Origin of the sequence: [Clostridium] citroniae WAL-17108 (assembly GCF_000233455.1) — a bacterium.
In the GTDB taxonomy this organism is placed as follows: domain Bacteria; phylum Bacillota; class Clostridia; order Lachnospirales; family Lachnospiraceae; genus Enterocloster; species Enterocloster citroniae.
This window is the reverse complement of sequence record NZ_JH376420.1, coordinates 1,461,672-1,479,185: the sequence shown is the minus strand read 5'-3', so window position 1 is coordinate 1,479,185 and position 17,514 is coordinate 1,461,672. Positions and strand designations below refer to the sequence as shown.

The window sequence follows — 17,514 nt, the reverse complement described above, 5'->3', positions numbered from 1 at the left end:
ATATACTGTATTTATTAGTGGTGGTGCCGCCTGGCGGGGTGGATCCCAGGGCAGCGGTGGTGATTGGGTTTTTGATGATGATTGGGTGATTATTTATCGAGACCTTTCCATACAATGTTCTTGTAACGGTCAGGATCCGTATCGCCTTCAGTGGAGAAGAGCAGGACCTTGGAATTCTCATCCAGTCCAATGTCGCTTCTTAAATCCTTGTACTCATCCATGGTCATCATGGCTGCCAGTGCGCCGAATGGAGCAGCGCCGGACTCACCTGAGGTAACAGGTGCATCGCCCTTGATGGGAGCGCCCAACATGCGCATACCTGTGGCAGCTACCCAGTCGGGAGCGGCGATGAATACTTTTACATGGTTCTTTAAGATATCCCAGGAAATGGTGTTTGGCTCGCCGCATGCAAGACCTGCCATAATGGTCTCCATATCGCCGTCCACAATGCGGATGGCGCCGTCTCCGGCAGCCGCTCCCTTATAGAGGCAGGCAGCAGCTTCCGCTTCCACAACCACGAATGTGGGAGGGTTGTCAGCGTAAAGGTTGGAGAAGTATCCCACAACAGCGCCTGCCAGGGAACCAACGCCTGCCTGTACGAAAATGTGGGTTGGGCGCTCACAGCCGTATTCCTTTAACTGCTCGCCGGCCTCCATGGCCATGGTGCCGTAGCCCTGCATGATCCAGGCCGGAATCTCCTCGTAGCCGTCCCATGCGGTATCCTGTACGATCACGCCTCTCTCTGTCTCATCCGCTTCCTTAGCTGCCAGACGGACACAGTCATCATAGTTCATCTCCTGGATGTCTACCTGCGCGCCTTCCTTGGCAATGTTCTCAAGACGTGTCTGAGTGGAGCCCTTAGGCATATGTACAACGGCTTTCTGTCCTAAACGGTTGGCTGCCCATGCAACCCCGCGTCCGTGGTTTCCGTCTGTGGCTGTAAAGAAGGTTGCCTGGCCGAATTCCTTTTTTAACTGGTCAGAAGTGAGGACGGAGTAGGGAAGTTCAGAAACATCCTTGCCGGTCTCGCTGGCAATGTAGCGGGCCATTGCAAAGGAACCGCCCAGCACCTTGAATGCGTTCAGGCCAAATCGATAGGACTCATCTTTCAGGAAAACATCTTTTACCCCCAGATACCCGGCCATGTGATCCAGCCTTGTAAGTGGTGTCTTGGTGTACTGAGGAAAGCTTTCATGGAAGGTCCTGGCCTTCTTTATCTCCTCAAGTCCCATGATAGGCAGGTTTTTATCATCTGTCTTTGGCATATGATTGACCGCCCATAGAATCTTCTGATCCATTTTACATAATCCTCCTTGTATGTGCGTTGATTGATTTTATATGTTCATGTTATGTGTTGCCGTCATCAGGTCAGCCGTTCTTGTCATCGGACTTGCGGCTGTTTACGTCAATGTAGCTGTACAAAGTGAATTTGGAGATTCCGAAGTACTTGGAAACCTTATCTCCTGACTTGGTAATAAGGAAAGCGCCCGCATCATTTAAGAACTGGATGGCGGTTACCTTTTCTTCCTTATTCATCAGTGCGGCAGGCTTTCCTATGAGAGCCACCGACTGTTCGATCAGGGTGTCTAACAGGTCATTGACATTGTGGACGATCTGCTCGGGCTGCTGTTTCACATCCGCTTGGGGTTCGGTATCGATGAGCGCCTTGATGGAGCGGTCCACAGTCATCAGTCCGGTTATATCGTAATTGATGGAAAGCAGGTAATCAATGGATGTGCCCTCCTTATTACGAATGTAAAAGGTGCTTGATTTTAATATCTTGCCGTTGGATGTACGGGTCAGGTATCCAAGATGGTCTTTTAAGGTAGCCGGGTCCTTGTGAAGTGTTTCTAATACTACTTTGGAGGGACCGTCCCCTTCCCGGCGGTTGGTCACGTGCCCGTTATTAATATGTACAACGGAGTGTTCCAAGTCATGCTTTTCCAGGTCGTGGATCACAATTTCACAGTCTGGTCCGAACTGTCTCGCAAGGCCATCTGCAAGCTGTTTCAGCAGGTCTAGTGTGTATGACATAGCTTTCATCTTCCTTTCCTCGGACTCTTCAAATTATGGTTACTTTGTACAATAAACATTTCGCTAATTTGTGATGCGTTGTTTATGATTCCATCATAGCACAAAAAAAATGAATTGCAAGAGGTTTTTACAAAAAAATTTAGAATATCTAAAAAATTTTGCATTTTATGCTTGCAAATGAGTTTATAAGGTGTTAGTATAGGGTTACAGGAAGTCCTGTTCTATCTTATTAAAGTTTATGAATTTAATAAGGCTTTTAGGACAAATTGTTTCACACTGATACATACAATTTATAAGCATTTTATAAAAGAAAAGGAGAAGAGGCTATGTTAGTGATCGGGAACGGACGTCTGGTGACAAGGGACGCTGAAAATCCATTTATTGAAAACGGTGCCGTGGCAATGGATGGAACAGTCATCAGTAAGGTTGGAACACTGGAGGAGATCAGGAAGGAATTTCCTGAGGCTGAATTTATTGACGCTAAGGGGGGCGTCATCATGCCGGCGTTCATCAATACCCATGAGCATATCTACAGCGCCATGGCCAGAGGGCTTTCCATCAAGGGCTACAATCCCAAGGGGTTTCTGGATATCCTGGACGGAATGTGGTGGACCATTGACCGCCACCTGACCAATGAGCAGACACGCCAGAGCGCAAGGGCGACTTATCTGGATTCCATTAAGAATGGTGTGACCACTGTATTTGACCACCATGCAAGCTTTGGCGAGATCCACGACAGCCTGTTTGCAATAGAGGATGCCGCTAAGGAGATGGGGATCAGGACCTGTCTGTGTTATGAGGTTTCCGACAGGGACGGTATGGACAAGGCAAAGGCGGCTGTTATGGAGAATGCGGCATGGATCAAACATGCGTTGGCTGACCAGACAGACATGTTTGCCGGCATGATGGGTATGCATGCCCAGTTTACCATCTCAGATGAGACCATGGAACTGGCGGCAGCCAACAAGCCCGCCGAGGTTGGATACCACATCCATGTGGCTGAGGGGATCGAGGATCTTCATGACTGTCTGAAAAAGTATGGCAAGAGGATCGTGGACCGTCTCATGGACTGCAATATTTTAGGAAGCAAGACACTGTTGGGCCATTGTATCTATGTGAATCCCCACGAGATGGAGCTGATCAAGGATACGGATACCATGGTTGTACATAACCCGGAATCCAACATGGGAAATGCATGCGGATGCCCTCCCACCATGGAGATCGTACACAGAGGTATTTTGACCGGTCTTGGAACAGACGGCTACACCCATGATATGACAGAGTCCTTTAAGGTTGCGAACGTGCTGCACAAGCATCACCTGTGCGATGCCAACGCTGCATGGGGAGAGGTTCCCCAGATGCTCTTTGAGGGCAATGCAAAGATTGCAAACCGTTACTTTAAAAAGCCCCTGGGAGTGCTGAAGGAAGGTGCTGCTGCTGATGTAATCGTCACGGATTATATCCCCTTAACCCCCATGGATGCTTCTAATATCAACGGGCATATCCTGTTCGGCATGACCGGAAGGAGCGTGGTCACCACTGTATGTAACGGCAAGGTCCTGATGAAAGACAGGGAGCTGGTGGGCATGGATGAGGAGAAGATCCTCTATGAAGTTAGGGAAGAGGCTAAGAAGCTGGAGCGCTCCATCAACGGTTAAGCTTGAAGGTAAATGAGGAACCGCCTTCCAGGGATGGATAGGCTTTCCTCTATATAAAAAAATGCACAGCATGTATAATTTAAGTAGACAATGATTGCAGGGCGGCGGGATTTAGCACCTCAGGACGGACAGTCCTGGGCGGCTTGGCCGGATGGAGGAGATTGTATCCGGTGCTGGGACCTGGTCTGGTGCTTATAATAAGGTAAGCCCCCGGTAAAAAACGGGGAAAGGCAAGGAGGATAAGATAAAATGAGCGATATTATGACACCGATTCCATTTGGAAATCTGATGAACTGGATTCTTAAGGAGCACGAGAAAGGTGCTGTTTTTGGGATCAAGAGACCGTTTGTTGCAGACCAATCTAAGAACTATGAGATATTCGGCCGTAAGCTGGAGACACCCTTTGGCCCTGCGGCAGGACCCCACACCCAGCTGACCCAGAACATTGTAGCCGCATACGTGGCAGGCAGCCGTTTCTTTGAACTGAAGACCGTACAGAAGCTGGACGGCGAGGACCTTCCCGTTGCAAAGCCATGTATCAAGGCGGATGATGAATGCTATAACTGTGAGTGGTCCACAGAGCTGTACGTGCCCCAGGCATTTGACGAGTACGTGAAGGCTTGGTTTGCATGTAAGGTACTGGCAAAGGAATACGGCCTTGGCGCAATGGACGGATTCCAGTTTAACATGTCCGTTGGCTATGACCTGGACGGCATCAAGACAGAGAAGATCGACAAGTTTATCGAGGGAATGAAGGATGCTTCCGCAGCCCCTGTATTTAACGAGTGCAGACAGTGGCTCCTGGATCATCTGGACCGTTTTGAGAAGGTGACTAAGGAAGATGTGGAGAGCATTTCACCGGAGGTGTGCAATTGTATTACCCTTTCCACCCTGCACGGATGTCCTCCGCAGGAGATCGAGCGCATTGCCCGCTACCTGATCGAGGAGAAGAAAGTACATACATTCATCAAATGCAATCCCACCCTTCTGGGCTATGAGTATGCAAGGAAGCTGATGGATGACATGGGCTACGACTATGTTGCATTCGGGGATTTCCACTTTAAGGATGATCTGCAGTATGGGGATGCGGTTCCCATGCTTCAGAGACTGCAGGCCCTGGCGGATGAGAAGGGGCTGGAATTCGGCGTTAAGATCACCAATACATTCCCGGTGGATGTAAAGCAGAACGAGCTTCCAAGCGAAGAGATGTACATGTCCGGAAAGTCCCTGTATCCATTATCCATGTCAGTTGCCATGAGACTGGCCAAAGACTTTGGCGGAAACCTGCGCATCTCCTATTCAGGCGGCGCTGATTACTTTAATATTGAAGATATCGTGGACGCGGGCATCTGGCCTGTAACCATGGCAACCACCATGTTAAAGCCCGGCGGTTATGAGAGGCTGGAGCAGATCGGACAGATCTTTGCGGGCAAGGACGTTGCTGCATTTGAAGGTGTGGACGGGGACAAAGCCGCTGCACTGGTAGAAGCTGTGAAGAACGACAAGCACCATGTAAAGGCGGTAAAGCCCCTTCCGTCCAGAAAGATCAAGAAGCCGGTGCCCCTTACGGACTGTTTTGTGGCTCCCTGCCAGGAAGGCTGCCCCATCCATCAGGATATCACCAGATACCTGCAGCTTGCAGGAGCAGGTGAGTTTGAGCAGGCGCTGGAGGTCATCCTTAACAAGAACCCACTTCCGTTTATCACCGGTACTATCTGTGCCCATAACTGTATGAGCAAATGTACCAGAAACTTCTATGAGAGCCCTGTGGATATCAGAAGGACTAAATTAGAGGCGGCAGAGGGCGGCTTTGAGGCAGTGATGGCCAAGTTTGAGAAACCGGCTGTGACCACTGACAAGAAGGCGGCTGTGGTAGGCGGAGGACCAGCAGGACTGGCAGCGGCTTATTTCCTGGCAAGAGGCGGCATGAAAGTCACTGTTTTTGAAAAGGAAGAAAAGATGGGCGGCGTTGTCCGCAATGTGATCCCGGGCTTCCGTATCTCAGATGAGGCAATTGACAATGACGTGAAGATTGTTGCGGCCATGGGCGTGGAACTGGTCACTGGAAAAGAGATCACATCCGTTGATGAATTAAAGAAAGAATATGATTATGTGGTCCTGGCCGTGGGCGCTTCCGATAAGGGGATCCTTAAGCTGGAGGCAGGGGATACCATGAATGCGCTGGATTTCCTGGCACAGTTTAAGGCCACGGACGGAAATGTGGAATTAGGAAAGAACGTTGTGGTTATCGGCGGCGGCAACACAGCCATGGATACCGCAAGGGCGGCCAAGAGAAATAAAGGCGTTGAGAAGGTTTCCCTGGTATACAGAAGAACCAGACGTTATATGCCGGCTGACGAGGAAGAACTGGTAATGGCAGTGGAGGACGGAGTTGAGTTTGCGGAGCTTCTGGCCCCTGTTAAGCTGGAGAACGGAAACCTGTACTGCAAGAAGATGGTTCTGGGCGAATTTGATGCCAGCGGACGCCGCGGTGTGGTGGAGACGGATGAGATCGTGACCGTTCCCGCTGACACTGTGATCGCAGCCGTAGGTGAGAAGGTGCCGGGCGCGTTCTATGAGGAATGCGGTATTGTTCTGGACAGCAGAAGACGTCCTCAGGTAAACCAGGATACACTGGAGACCTCTGTAAAGGGCGTGTACGTGGCTGGTGACGGCCTCTTCGGACCGGCAACGGTTGTGGAGGGCATCCGCGATGGCAAGGCGGCAGCTGAGGCCATCATTGGAAAGGTTCTGGCAGAAGACCTGTTCAAACAGTCTGATGCAGATACCATCTATGGACGCAAGGGCAGGCTGGCGGAGGAAAATGACCAGATCATTGACAGTACCAGATGTCTGTCCTGTAACAGCTACTGTGAGAATTGTGTGGAAGTATGCCCCAACAGGGCTAACATTTCCCTGGTAGTGCCGGGAATGGATAAGCACCAGATCATCCATGTGGACTATATGTGTAATGAGTGCGGCAACTGTAAGAGCTTTTGCCCATGGGACAGCGCTCCTTATCTTGACAAATTCACCCTGTTTGCCAATGAGGCGGATATGGAGAACAGTAAGAATCAGGGCTTCACGGTAACAGATGCGGCGGCAGGCACATGCAAGGTAAGGCTTCAGGGCAAGGTGACGGATTATACGGTCGGCTCCGCTAATGAGGATGTACCGGAGGGGATCCGGAAGATAATTGCAGCTGTGATCAATGATTATTCCTATATGCTATAAATAAAAAAATGAGTTCCCATATAAATATGGGAACTCTGTTATCACAAGATTGTTAAAAAAGTAACGTTATTCTCGCGCGAGAATAGAGACAAAAGCTTCTGTCAGGAACAGAGTATGACAGTGGGACGAGGTGTTTCCGTATGGCAAGGGAAAAGGCAGAAAAGGTGGTATTTACGTTCCACACCACAACCATGGCTATGAAAATGGAACGGAGCGCAAAAGAGTCCGGGAGTCCGGGGCGGCTCATACCTGTCCCACGGCAGATCAGCGCCGGATGCGGCATGGCCTGGAGCGCCCCGGCCGGTGACAGGGAAACGCTTGAAACGCTGATCCGGGAGGCCGGGATAGAGACAGAGGGGACTTATAATCTTTTTTTATAAAGCTATTTGCGATGGAACGTGAAGGCAGGAGGTAAAGATGGGAGAGAACTATAGTTTTACAGTAAACGGTGTGATGCGCAGCACCAGCGAGGATAAACCGCTGCTGCGCTATTTGCGGGAGGACCTTCATCTCCATTCGGTTAAGGACGGATGCAGTGAGGGGGCCTGTGGTACGTGTACGATCGTGGTAGACGGGAAGGCGGTTAAATCCTGTATACTGACCACGAAGCGCGCAGTGGGTAAGAACATCATCACCACAGAGGGGTTAAGCGATGCGGAGAAGGAAGCCTTTGTGTACGCTTTTGGCGCAATGGGATCCGTGCAGTGCGGGTTCTGTACTCCCGGTATGGTAATGGCCGGAAAGGCGCTGATCGACAGGGTTCCGGATCCCACAGAGGAGGAGATCAAGTTTGCCCTGAAGGGAAATATCTGCCGCTGTACCGGATATAAGAAGATCATAGAAGGGATCCAGCTGACAGCAGCGATCCTGAGAGGGGATGCAAAGATTGAGGAATCCCTGGAAAAAGGGGATTCTTATGGCGTGGGAGAGCGCGCATTCCGTCTGGATGTGAGGGAAAAGGTGCTGGGATATGGTGAATATCCGGGAGATGTGGAGATGGAGGGAATGGTATATGCCTCCGCAGTGCGTTCCAAGTATCCCCGGGCCAAAGTGCTGGATATCAATTTCCAGGAGGCCATGGCACTTCCGGGCGTACTGGCTGTGCTGACAGCCGAAGACGTGCCCAATAATAAGGTGGGGCATCTCCAACAGGACTGGGACGTTATGATCGCAAAGGGTGACATCACCCGGTGTGTAGGCGATGCCATATGCCTGGTAGTGGCTGAGACAAGGGATATCCTGGAAGATGCAAAAAAACTGGTCAAGATTGATTATGAGGAACTGACACCCGTATGCTCCATCCATGAGGCCATGGCTGAGGATGCGCCAAAGGTGCACGAAAAGGGAAATCTGTGCCAGAGCCGCCATGTGACCCGCGGAGATGCAAAGAAAGCGCTGGAGAATTCCAAGTATGTGGTGACCCAGACCTATACCACGCCGTTTACAGAGCACGGATTCCTGGAACCGGAATGTGCTGTGGCATTCCCGTACAAGGACGGTGTTAAAGTCTACTCCTCAGACCAGGGCGTGTATGATACCCGCAAGGAGATATCCATTATGCTGGGCTGGGATCCGGACCGCATTGTAGTGGAAAATAAACTGGTTGGCGGCGGCTTTGGCGGAAAAGAAGATGTTTCCACCCAGCATATTGCCGCACTGGCTGCATTAAAGGTACAGAGACCTGTTAAGGTGATTTTCTCCAGACAGGAATCCATTAATTTCCATCCGAAGCGCCACGCAATGGAAGGAACATTTACCCTGGGATGTGATGAGAACGGAATCTTCACAGGCCTTGACTGTGAGATCTATTTTGACACAGGTGCATATGCATCTCTGTGCGGGCCGGTGCTTGAAAGAGCCTGTACCCATTCCGTAGGACCATACTGTTACCAGAACACGGATATCCGCGGATTTGGTTATTACACCAACAATCCTCCGGCAGGAGCCTTCCGGGGATTTGGAGTATGCCAGAGTGAATTTGCCCTGGAATCCAATATCAACCTGCTGGCTGAAAAAGTGGGCATTTCCCCCTGGGAGATCCGTTACCGCAACGCCATTGAACCGGGCAAGGTGCTGCCCAACGGCCAGATCGCAGACTGCTCCACCGCACTGAAAGAAACACTTCTGGCAGTTAAGGACGCATATGAGAGTAATCAGGGCAGGGCCGGAATTGCCTGTGCCATGAAGAATGCAGGTGTGGGCGTGGGCCTTCCTGATAAGGGACGCGCAAAGCTGAAAGTCCATAACGGCAAGGTGGAATTATATGCAGCTGCCTCCGATATCGGCCAGGGATGCGCAACCGTATTCGTACAGATGGTGGCTGAGGTGACCGGGCTTAAGAAGGAACAGATTAAGAACATGGGCGCCAATTCCGAGGTTGCACCGGATTCAGGAACCACCTCCGGTTCCCGCCAGACCCTGATCACAGGCGAGGCGGTCAGAATGGCTGCAGCAGATGTTTTAGAGGCGCTGAAGGAAGCGGGCGGCGATATGTCCCAGCTGGAGGGAAGAGAGTTCTTTGCGGAATTCTTTGACCCCACCGACAAACTGGGAGCAGATGTGCCCAATCCCAAGAGCCATGTGGCTTATGGTTTTGCAACCCATGTGGTGATCCTGGATGATGAGGGAAAAGTAAAAGAAGTATATGCGGCCCACGATTCCGGCAAGGTGGTGAACCCGATCTCCATTCAGGGACAGATCGAGGGCGGCGTGCTTATGGGACTGGGCTATGCCCTGACAGAGGACTTCCCGTTAAAGAACGGTGTTCCCCAGGCCAAGTATGGCACACTGGGTCTGATGCGTTCTACCCAGATTCCGGATATCCACGCCATCTATGTGGAGAAGAAAGAACAGCTTCCATTTGCATACGGCGCAAAAGGAATCGGAGAGATTGCTACCATTCCCACGGCTCCGGCCGCCCAGGGCGCTTATTATGCCATGGATCATATACTGCGTACCAAACTGCCAATGGAGAATACATTCTATAAGAAAAAGAAATAAAGACATTTGCCGGGCCAGATACACCCTGCCGGGCAGTGTAAAAGGACAGCGAAAGGCGGACACCCCGCTTTTCGCTTGTTCCACATAAGGAGGGAAAGATGACATCTATGGATGAAACAATAGAGTTCCGCTTTGCCAGACGTGGCGATGTGCCTCAGATACTTACTTTTATAAGGGAACTGGCTGACTATGAGGGGATGCTGGACCAGGTGGTCGCCACGGAGGAGCTGCTGACCAAATGGCTGTTTGAAAAGGAGAAGGCCGAGGTCCTTTTGGGAAGCTGCGGGGGAAAGACCGTGGGATTTGCCCTGTTCTTCCACAATTTTTCCACCTTTTTGGGCAGGGGAGGCATTTATCTGGAAGATCTGTATGTCTGTCCGGAGTACCGGGGCCGTGGATATGGCAAAGCATTTCTGATGCAGCTGGCAGCCGTTGCAGTGGAGCGGGGATGCGGCCGTCTGGAATGGTGGTGTCTGGACTGGAATAAGCCCAGTATTGATTTCTATCTGGGTATGGGAGCAAAGGCCATGAGTGACTGGACCGTGTACCGTATTGACGGGGAGCGGCTTCAGGAAATGGCGGATGAGGCATAACTTGTGTAGATCACAGAACAGGAGAGTGAGGAAGATGAAACAAGTATTAAAAGGCGGAACAGTGGTGACCGGCAGCGGCAGCTTCCGGGAGGATGTGCTGATCCATGGGGAAAAGGTGGTTGCAGTGGGAAGCCCGGAGGAGATTGAGCGCCTGACGGACCGGGATACCGGTGTGGTGGATGTGGAAGGCTGTCTGCTGTTTCCGGGATTTATTGACGCGCACACCCATTTTGACCTGCATGTGGCAGGTACTGTAACAGCGGATGATTTTGCTACAGGCACTAAAGCAGCTGTCAGGGGCGGCACCACCACCATTGTGGATTTCGGCACCCAGTATACAGGGGAGAGCCTGGCGGACGGATTAAGGAACTGGCATGAAAAGGCGGATGGGAAATGCTCCTGCGATTATGGCTTCCACATGTCCATTTCAGACTGGAACCCGTCTGTGAGCAGGGAGCTGGACGATATGATGGAGGAGGGAATTACCTCATTTAAGCTGTATATGACATATGATACCCAGGTGGATGACAAGACTATTTTTGAGATCCTGCGCAGGTTAAAGGAAGTGGGCGGTATCACCGGGGTGCACTGTGAGAACAGCGGAATGATCGCGGCCCTTCAGGCAGAGGCCAAGGCAGCCGGAAAGATGGGAGTGGAAAGCCATCCGGCCACCCGCCCTGCGGCAGCGGAGGCGGAGGCCATTGACAGACTGCTGCGCCTGGCAGAGGTGGTGGACATTCCTGTGATCGTGGTTCATCTCACCTGTAAGGAAGGCTATGACGTGATTATGGAAGCCAGGAAAAGGGGACAGAAGGTCTATGCGGAGACCTGCCCGCAGTACCTCCTTATGGACGACAGCCTGTATTCTCTTCCGGGCATGGAAGCAGCTAAATATGTGTGTGCCCCGCCTCTGAGGAAAAAGGAAGATTCACAGTGTTTGTGGAATGCCCTGGCAGACGGAACCATCCAGACGGTTTCCACGGACCACTGCAGCTTTACCACAGAGCAGAAAGCCCTTGGCAAGGATGACTTTACCAGGATACCGGGGGGGATGCCCGGAGTGGAGACCAGGGGAACCCTGTTGTATACATACGGTGTGGATGGAGGAAGGATCACACAGGAGAAGATGTGCCAGCTGCTCTCAGAGAATCCGGCCAAACTCTATGGAATGTACCCGGTCAAGGGCGCCATCGCCCCTGGCAGTGATGCTGACATTGTAGTGCTCCGGCCTGGCGTGGATGATGTGGTGACAGCCGGGGACCAGGTGCAGAACGTGGATTATGCGCCGTTTGAGGGCACAAGGCTGACAGCCCGCATTGAAAGCGTATTCCTGCGGGGCAGTCAGGTGGTGAAAGACCATCAGGTGGTGGTTGAAAAGGCCGGCAAGTTTGTGAAGCGGGGAAAATATAATTTATAGTCATAAAAGCGCTTATGTACGCAGCTGATCACGTGCATAAGCGCCTTTTTTTATGAAAAAATAAAAAAAGGCTTGCAATATACCCCGTCAGGGTATATAATCAGCTTGTAAGCAGATACCCCATTGGGGTATATAAAAATACAACAGACAGGAGAATGCAAAGTGGAGAAGGAAACATGCTGCTGCCATAAAACAAAGGAGCGTTCAGGGCAGGAATATAAAAGCCTGATCAACCGGTTAAACCGGATCGAAGGTCAGGTGCGGGGGGTTAAGAGCATGGTGGAGAAGGATGCGTACTGTACGGATATCCTGGTACAGGTGGCGGCTGTGAACGCAGCGCTCAACAGCTTCAGCAAGGAACTGCTTGCCAGCCATATCCGAAGCTGTGTGGTAAATGATATCCGGGACGGCAAGGAGGAGACCATAGACGAGCTGGTGGCCACCATCCAGAAACTGATGCGTTAGAGATCTGAAGGATTGCTTTTAGATAGAGAAAGGAGATGTGCAATATGGAACAATATACAGTGACAGGCATGAGCTGTGCGGCCTGCAGCGCCAGGGTGGAAAAGGCAGTGGCCAAGGTGCCGGGCGTCACTTCGTGCTCGGTCAGCCTGCTGACCAATTCCATGGGCGTGGAAGGAAGCGCGTCCAGCCAGGAGATTGTAAAGGCAGTGGAAGCCGCAGGGTATGGTGCGGCTGTGAAGGGGGAGACGGCAAGTAAGCCCTCTGCGGGTGACACCGATGACATGTTAAAGGACAGGGAGACACCTGTTTTAAAGCGCCGTCTGTACTATTCCCTGGGATTTTTGATCGTCCTTATGTATTTTTCAATGGGGCATATGATGTGGAACTGGCCGGTTCCCGCTTTCTTTGCGGATAATCACGTGGCCATGGGGCTTTTGCAGCTACTTCTCACCGGTATTGTCATGGTGATCAACCAGAAGTTTTTTATCAGCGGTTTTAAGGGGCTGATACATAGGGCTCCCAACATGGATACGCTGGTGGCTCTGGGATCAGGGGCTTCCTTTGTTTACAGTGTGTATGCACTGTTTGCAATGACGGATGCCCAGGTGAACGGGGACATGGCCGGCGTCATGTCATACATGCATGAATTTTACTTTGAATCAGCAGCCATGATCCTGACCCTGATCACAGTGGGAAAGATGCTGGAAGCACGCTCCAAGGGCAGGACTACGGACGCCTTAAAGAGCCTGATGAAGCTGGCGCCCAAGACAGCCACCCTGAAGGTGGACGGCGTGGAGACGGAGGTTTCCATTGACCAGGTGAAAAAGGGGGATATCTTTGTGGTCCGGCCGGGGGAGAATATCCCTGTGGACGGGATCGTGCTGGAGGGAAGCAGTGCGGTGAATGAGTCCGCTCTGACAGGAGAGAGCATACCGGTGGACAAAAGCGCGGGTGACCAGGTTTCCGCAGCCACAGTGAACCAGTCCGGTTATATTGTGTGTGAGGCATCCCGGGTGGGGGAGGATACCACGCTGTCCCAGATCATACAGATGGTAAGTGATGCGGCGGCCACCAAAGCGCCCATTGCCAAGGTGGCGGACCGGGTATCCGGGGTATTTGTGCCGGCCGTGATCGCCATTGCGGCTGTGACCATGCTGGTATGGCTGATCGCCGGAGAAAGCATTGGATTCGCCCTGGCAAGGGGAATCTCCGTGCTGGTCATCAGCTGCCCCTGTGCCCTGGGACTGGCAACGCCGGTGGCCATTATGGTGGGCAACGGAATGGGAGCAAAGCACGGGATCATGTTTAAGACAGCCGTTTCCCTGGAGGAGACGGGAAAGATGGAGATCGTGGCCCTGGATAAGACAGGAACCATTACCAGCGGCGAGCCCAGGGTAACGGATGTGATACCCGCGGAGGGTATCACGGAACGGCAGCTGCTGGAGCTGGCATTCTCCCTGGAGAAAAAGAGCGAGCATCCCCTGGCAAAGGCGGTGCTTGTAAAGGCCGGGGAGCTGGGCATCCGGGCACAGGAGGTAAGTGATTTTAAGGCCCTTCCCGGCAACGGATTGTCCGCAGTTTTGGAAAACCGCCTTTTATGCGGCGGCAACTTTACATTTATCAGCAGCCAGGCTCAGGTGACCGAGGAGATGAAGACCCAGTCCGAGCGGCTGGCGGAGGAAGGAAAGACGCCTCTGTTCTTCAGCCGTGACGGCGTGATGGCCGGCATCATTGCCGTGGCCGACACCATGAAGGAAGACAGCCCTCAGGCCGTAAAGGAGCTTCAGGACATGGGAATCCATGTGGTGATGCTTACCGGCGACAATGAGCGCACGGCCAGGGCAGTGGGAAAACAGGCCGGTGTGGACGAAGTGATCGCAGGCGTGCTGCCGGATGGAAAAGAGAGCGTGATCCGCTCCCTGAAAAAGAAGGGCAGAGTGGCCATGGTGGGCGATGGCATCAACGATGCTCCGGCCCTTACAAGGGCTGATATCGGTATTGCTATTGGGGCAGGAACGGATATTGCCATTGACGCGGCGGACGTGGTGCTGATGAAGAGCCGTTTAAGGGATGTGCCGGCCGCGATCCGTATGAGCCGGGCAACTCTTCGCAATATACACGAGAACCTGTTCTGGGCATTCTTTTACAATGCAGTGGGAATACCTTTGGCAGCAGGTCTTTGGTATCCGGTGTTTGGATGGAAACTGAATCCCATGTTTGGAGCAGCGGCCATGAGTCTGTCCAGCTTTTGTGTGGTGACCAACGCGCTCCGGCTTAACTTTTTTAAGATGTATGATGGCTCAAGGGATAAAAAGATCAAGGTAAAAAGAAAGGAAGAAAAGAAAATGGTAAAGACAATGAAGATTGAAGGAATGATGTGCGGACATTGTGAGGCCAGGGTAAAGAAGTGCCTGGAGGGCCTGGCACAGGTGGAAGAGGCGGTGGTAAGCCACGAGGCGGGCACGGCAGTGGTGACCCTGAACGGGCCGGTGGATGACAGTGTGCTGAGGAAGACGGTGGAAGACCAGGATTACAAGGTTTTGGATATCCGGTAAAGGTGCTCTTGTCCACTGGGGGTGTATAAGTATATTGCGTGGCGGGGAAAACAGTTGCCACGCAATATTTTTAGTTTTAGGCGCTGCATCACATGGATGAAAAGCGCTTGCCGGGATCATTTCCGGGATTACATATATTTGTACTGTTCTGCCAAATGTGATAGAATAATAATTATTGGAGGTGGCAATATGAAGAACATAACAGCAGTCTATTTTAGCCCTACGGGAGGAACCAAAAAGGCGTGTATGGCGCTGGCATCAGCCATGTCACAGGATGTGAAGGAGGTGGATCTCTGCACCTCTGACTGGGAATGGACATTCGGCCCCGGGGATATGGTGATTGTGGGGATGCCGGTGTTTGGCGGCAGGATCCCCGGATTTGCGGCAGAGAAACTTAAGCATTGCCGTGGAAACGGGGCAGTGGCGGTGACCGCTGCGGTTTACGGCAACCGGGCGTTTGAGGACGCCCTTTTGGAACTGGACGACTGCCTGAAGGCGCAGGGGTTTCGGATCGCGGCCGGAACGGCTCTGCTGGCAGAGCACTCCATGGTGGGGGATATAGCATCAGGCCGCCCCGATGAGCAGGACATGGAGGATATCCGGTCATTTGCGGCAAGGATACTGGATAAGCTGCAGGAGGAGGGCTGGCAGGAACCTCAGGTTCCGGGAAACCGCCCTTACCGCGACTGGAAGCAGATGCCTGTGGTGCCGGTTACTAATGATTCCTGCACGGCCTGCGGCCGGTGTGCAAAACTGTGTCCCGCAGGAGCCATACCCCTGGATGCCCCTGGCACAACAAAGGCAGACCAATGCATACTCTGCATGCGCTGCGTATCCGTCTGTCCCACCCGGGCCAGAAGCCTTCCGGCCCCGGCCCTTTTAATGCTGGAGCAGAAACTGTCCCCGGTAAGGGATATAAGGCGGGAGAATGAGCTGTTCTTGTAGGCTTATCTCTCAGGCTTTCCCCGAAAGCCTGCCCTGAAAGCCTGCCCTGAAAGCCTGTTCCGAAAGCCTGCCCTGCGGGCTTAACCCTGGATGACCGGTTGGATCTGCCTGCCCTCCAGGGCTTCTTTTAATGTGTTTTCAATCAGCCCGGTGCGTGCAATCATGGAACTGGGTTTTTTTACCGGGTCATCCTGGCCAAAGGGGACAAAGTAAATGTTTTTTGAATTAAACAGTTCCCCTATATTTTTAAAGTTGATTCCCAGGGCATCGTTGGTGGACACGGAGATGACAAGGGGCTTGGCGTTTCTCAGATGGGCCTTTGCAGCCATGAGCACAGGGGTATCCGTGATCCCGTTGGCCAGCTTAGCCAGGGTGTTGCCTGTGCATGGGGCAATGAGAAGGATATCCAGATATGCCTTGGGACCAATGGGCTCCGCGTCCTCAATGCGCAGGATGGGATCATTTCCCGTGATATAGGTGATCCGGCTGATGAATTCACCCGTGTCCCCAAAGCGGGAATCCATGGTCTGGACATTTCCGGAGATAATGGGGTGGAGGATGGCTCCGGTTTCCTTCAGCTTCAGGATTTCCTGTTCTATTTTTGCAAAGGTACAAAAGGACCCGGTGATGGCCAGGCCAATGTGTTTTCCTTTTAATTCCATTGTAAACTCCTTTCTTACAGATGGTCCATAACCGCCTGGCACAGGATCCTTGCAGAGGTCATGGGGGAATAAATGCCGGGCAGCCCCGGGCACAGCTTTGCCCTGACAGCGTGTTTACGGCAGGTGTCAAAATCCACGCCCCCGGGAGCTGACGCAATATCAATGACAACGGCATCCGGCTGGATGCCCATGGCCAGCGGAGCGTCCAGGACCATGGCAGGTATGGTGTTGAATATAAAGTCAAAGGTATGGATATGGGGATCCAGGTCTTCCAGCAGCAGGGTGTCATAACCATGGCAGAAGGCATGGGCCAGTTTGTCTTTGCAGCGTCCGGCAACGGTTACCCGGGCATCCATGCCCTTTAATTTAGCGGCCAGAGCCTCGGCGCACCTTCCCCACCCGGTTACCAGGCAATTGCTTTGGTGAAGGTTCATGGGGCTTAGGGAAATGGCCTCGGCAATGGCGCCTTCGGCCGTGGCAACGGCATTTTTGCAGGCCACCTCATCCATTTTCATAAAATCATAAAAGGGAACACCTGCGGATACGCAGTGTTCCTTTACAGCAGCGGGGATGTTTCCTCCAAAGAGGACGTGACCTTGTCTCAGATGCTGCAGAAAACGTTCTATTTCCAGTCCGGAAAGCCGGTTGTGGGAATGGATGTTTTTCTGGTCCTTGGTAAATGGGACCGGGCAGAGGATAATATGGGAATGCTCCATTGCTTCCTGCAAGGAGAAAGAGAGGTCGGTTTCATAATATAGGGATATTTCATGGCCTGCCTGTTTCAGGAAGCGGGCCATGTAAAGCTGTCTGGGGTCGCCCCCCAGAATGAGGAATCGGTACATCAGATTCTCCTTTCATCTCGTCTCCCTTCCGCAGATTCCACAGCGCTGTTAAAAGGCCCCTGGGGCTGGCTGGAAGAGATTTGATCCATAGTTTTTTATATGTCTGAAG

At 52.2% G+C, this 17,514-nt stretch carries 13 protein-coding genes; 9 read left to right on the top strand and 4 right to left on the bottom strand.

Annotated elements, in window-relative coordinates; all coding sequences use genetic code 11:
• Positions 1–89: 89 nt before the first annotated feature.
• Both dpaL and HMPREF9469_RS06670 read right to left on the bottom strand, forming a co-directional pair.
• Complete coding sequence (gene dpaL, locus HMPREF9469_RS06675) at positions 90–1,298, bottom strand: diaminopropionate ammonia-lyase (RefSeq protein ID WP_007860324.1); 1,209 nt, start codon at positions 1,296–1,298, stop codon at positions 90–92.
• A 70-nt stretch (positions 1,299–1,368) separates the two neighbouring features.
• A complete protein-coding gene (locus HMPREF9469_RS06670) occupies positions 1,369–2,034 on the bottom strand; it encodes a helix-turn-helix transcriptional regulator (protein ID WP_040415099.1) in 666 nt (221 codons plus the stop codon).
• A 326-nt stretch (positions 2,035–2,360) separates the two neighbouring features.
• Between HMPREF9469_RS06670 and ssnA the strand changes: the two genes are divergently transcribed.
• The 9 genes from ssnA to HMPREF9469_RS06625 all read left to right on the top strand — a co-directional run bounded on the left by ssnA (position 2,361) and on the right by HMPREF9469_RS06625 (position 15,901).
• The gene (gene ssnA, locus HMPREF9469_RS06665) at positions 2,361–3,692 is read left to right on the top strand and encodes a putative aminohydrolase SsnA (protein WP_007860318.1); all 1,332 of its coding nucleotides are present in this window, start codon (positions 2,361–2,363) and stop codon (positions 3,690–3,692) included.
• Positions 3,693–3,941: 249 nt separating this feature from the next.
• Positions 3,942–6,926: a putative selenate reductase subunit YgfK gene (gene ygfK / locus HMPREF9469_RS06660; protein ID WP_007860317.1), complete on the top strand. Its 2,985-nt coding sequence runs from the start codon at positions 3,942–3,944 to the stop codon at positions 6,924–6,926.
• Positions 6,927–7,066: 140 nt separating this feature from the next.
• The gene (locus tag HMPREF9469_RS06655) at positions 7,067–7,306 is read left to right on the top strand and encodes a putative Se/S carrier protein (RefSeq protein ID WP_007860316.1); all 240 of its coding nucleotides are present in this window, start codon (positions 7,067–7,069) and stop codon (positions 7,304–7,306) included.
• 37 nt (positions 7,307–7,343) lie between these two features.
• Positions 7,344–9,926 carry a selenium-dependent xanthine dehydrogenase gene (xdh, locus tag HMPREF9469_RS06650; protein WP_007860315.1) on the top strand — a complete coding sequence of 861 codons (2,583 nt, stop codon included), beginning with the start codon at positions 7,344–7,346 and terminating at the stop codon, positions 9,924–9,926.
• Positions 9,927–10,024: 98 nt separating this feature from the next.
• On the top strand, positions 10,025–10,519 hold the full coding sequence (locus HMPREF9469_RS06645) for a GNAT family N-acetyltransferase (protein ID WP_007860314.1): 495 nt from the start codon (positions 10,025–10,027) through the stop codon (positions 10,517–10,519).
• 34 nt (positions 10,520–10,553) lie between these two features.
• Entirely contained in the window at positions 10,554–11,936 is a 1,383-nt protein-coding gene (hydA, locus tag HMPREF9469_RS06640; RefSeq protein ID WP_007860313.1) for a dihydropyrimidinase, read from the top strand.
• Positions 11,937–12,098: 162 nt separating this feature from the next.
• Positions 12,099–12,401 (top strand): metal-sensing transcriptional repressor, encoded by a 303-nt coding sequence (locus HMPREF9469_RS06635; protein ID WP_007860312.1) that lies wholly within the window; start codon positions 12,099–12,101, stop codon positions 12,399–12,401.
• 44 nt (positions 12,402–12,445) lie between these two features.
• Positions 12,446–14,956 carry a heavy metal translocating P-type ATPase gene (locus HMPREF9469_RS06630; RefSeq protein WP_007860310.1) on the top strand — a complete coding sequence of 837 codons (2,511 nt, stop codon included), beginning with the start codon at positions 12,446–12,448 and terminating at the stop codon, positions 14,954–14,956.
• A gap of 189 nt (positions 14,957–15,145) precedes the next feature.
• A complete protein-coding gene (locus HMPREF9469_RS06625; protein ID WP_007860303.1) occupies positions 15,146–15,901 on the top strand; it encodes an EFR1 family ferrodoxin in 756 nt (251 codons plus the stop codon).
• Positions 15,902–15,981: 80 nt separating this feature from the next.
• Here the strand turns inward: HMPREF9469_RS06625 and HMPREF9469_RS06620 are convergent, their stop codons facing one another.
• A complete protein-coding gene (locus tag HMPREF9469_RS06620) occupies positions 15,982–16,563 on the bottom strand; it encodes a dipicolinate synthase subunit B (RefSeq protein WP_007860301.1) in 582 nt (193 codons plus the stop codon).
• 14 nt (positions 16,564–16,577) lie between these two features.
• A complete protein-coding gene (gene dpsA / locus HMPREF9469_RS06615; protein ID WP_007860300.1) occupies positions 16,578–17,405 on the bottom strand; it encodes a dipicolinate synthase subunit DpsA in 828 nt (275 codons plus the stop codon).
• Positions 17,406–17,514: the final 109 nt, after the last annotated feature.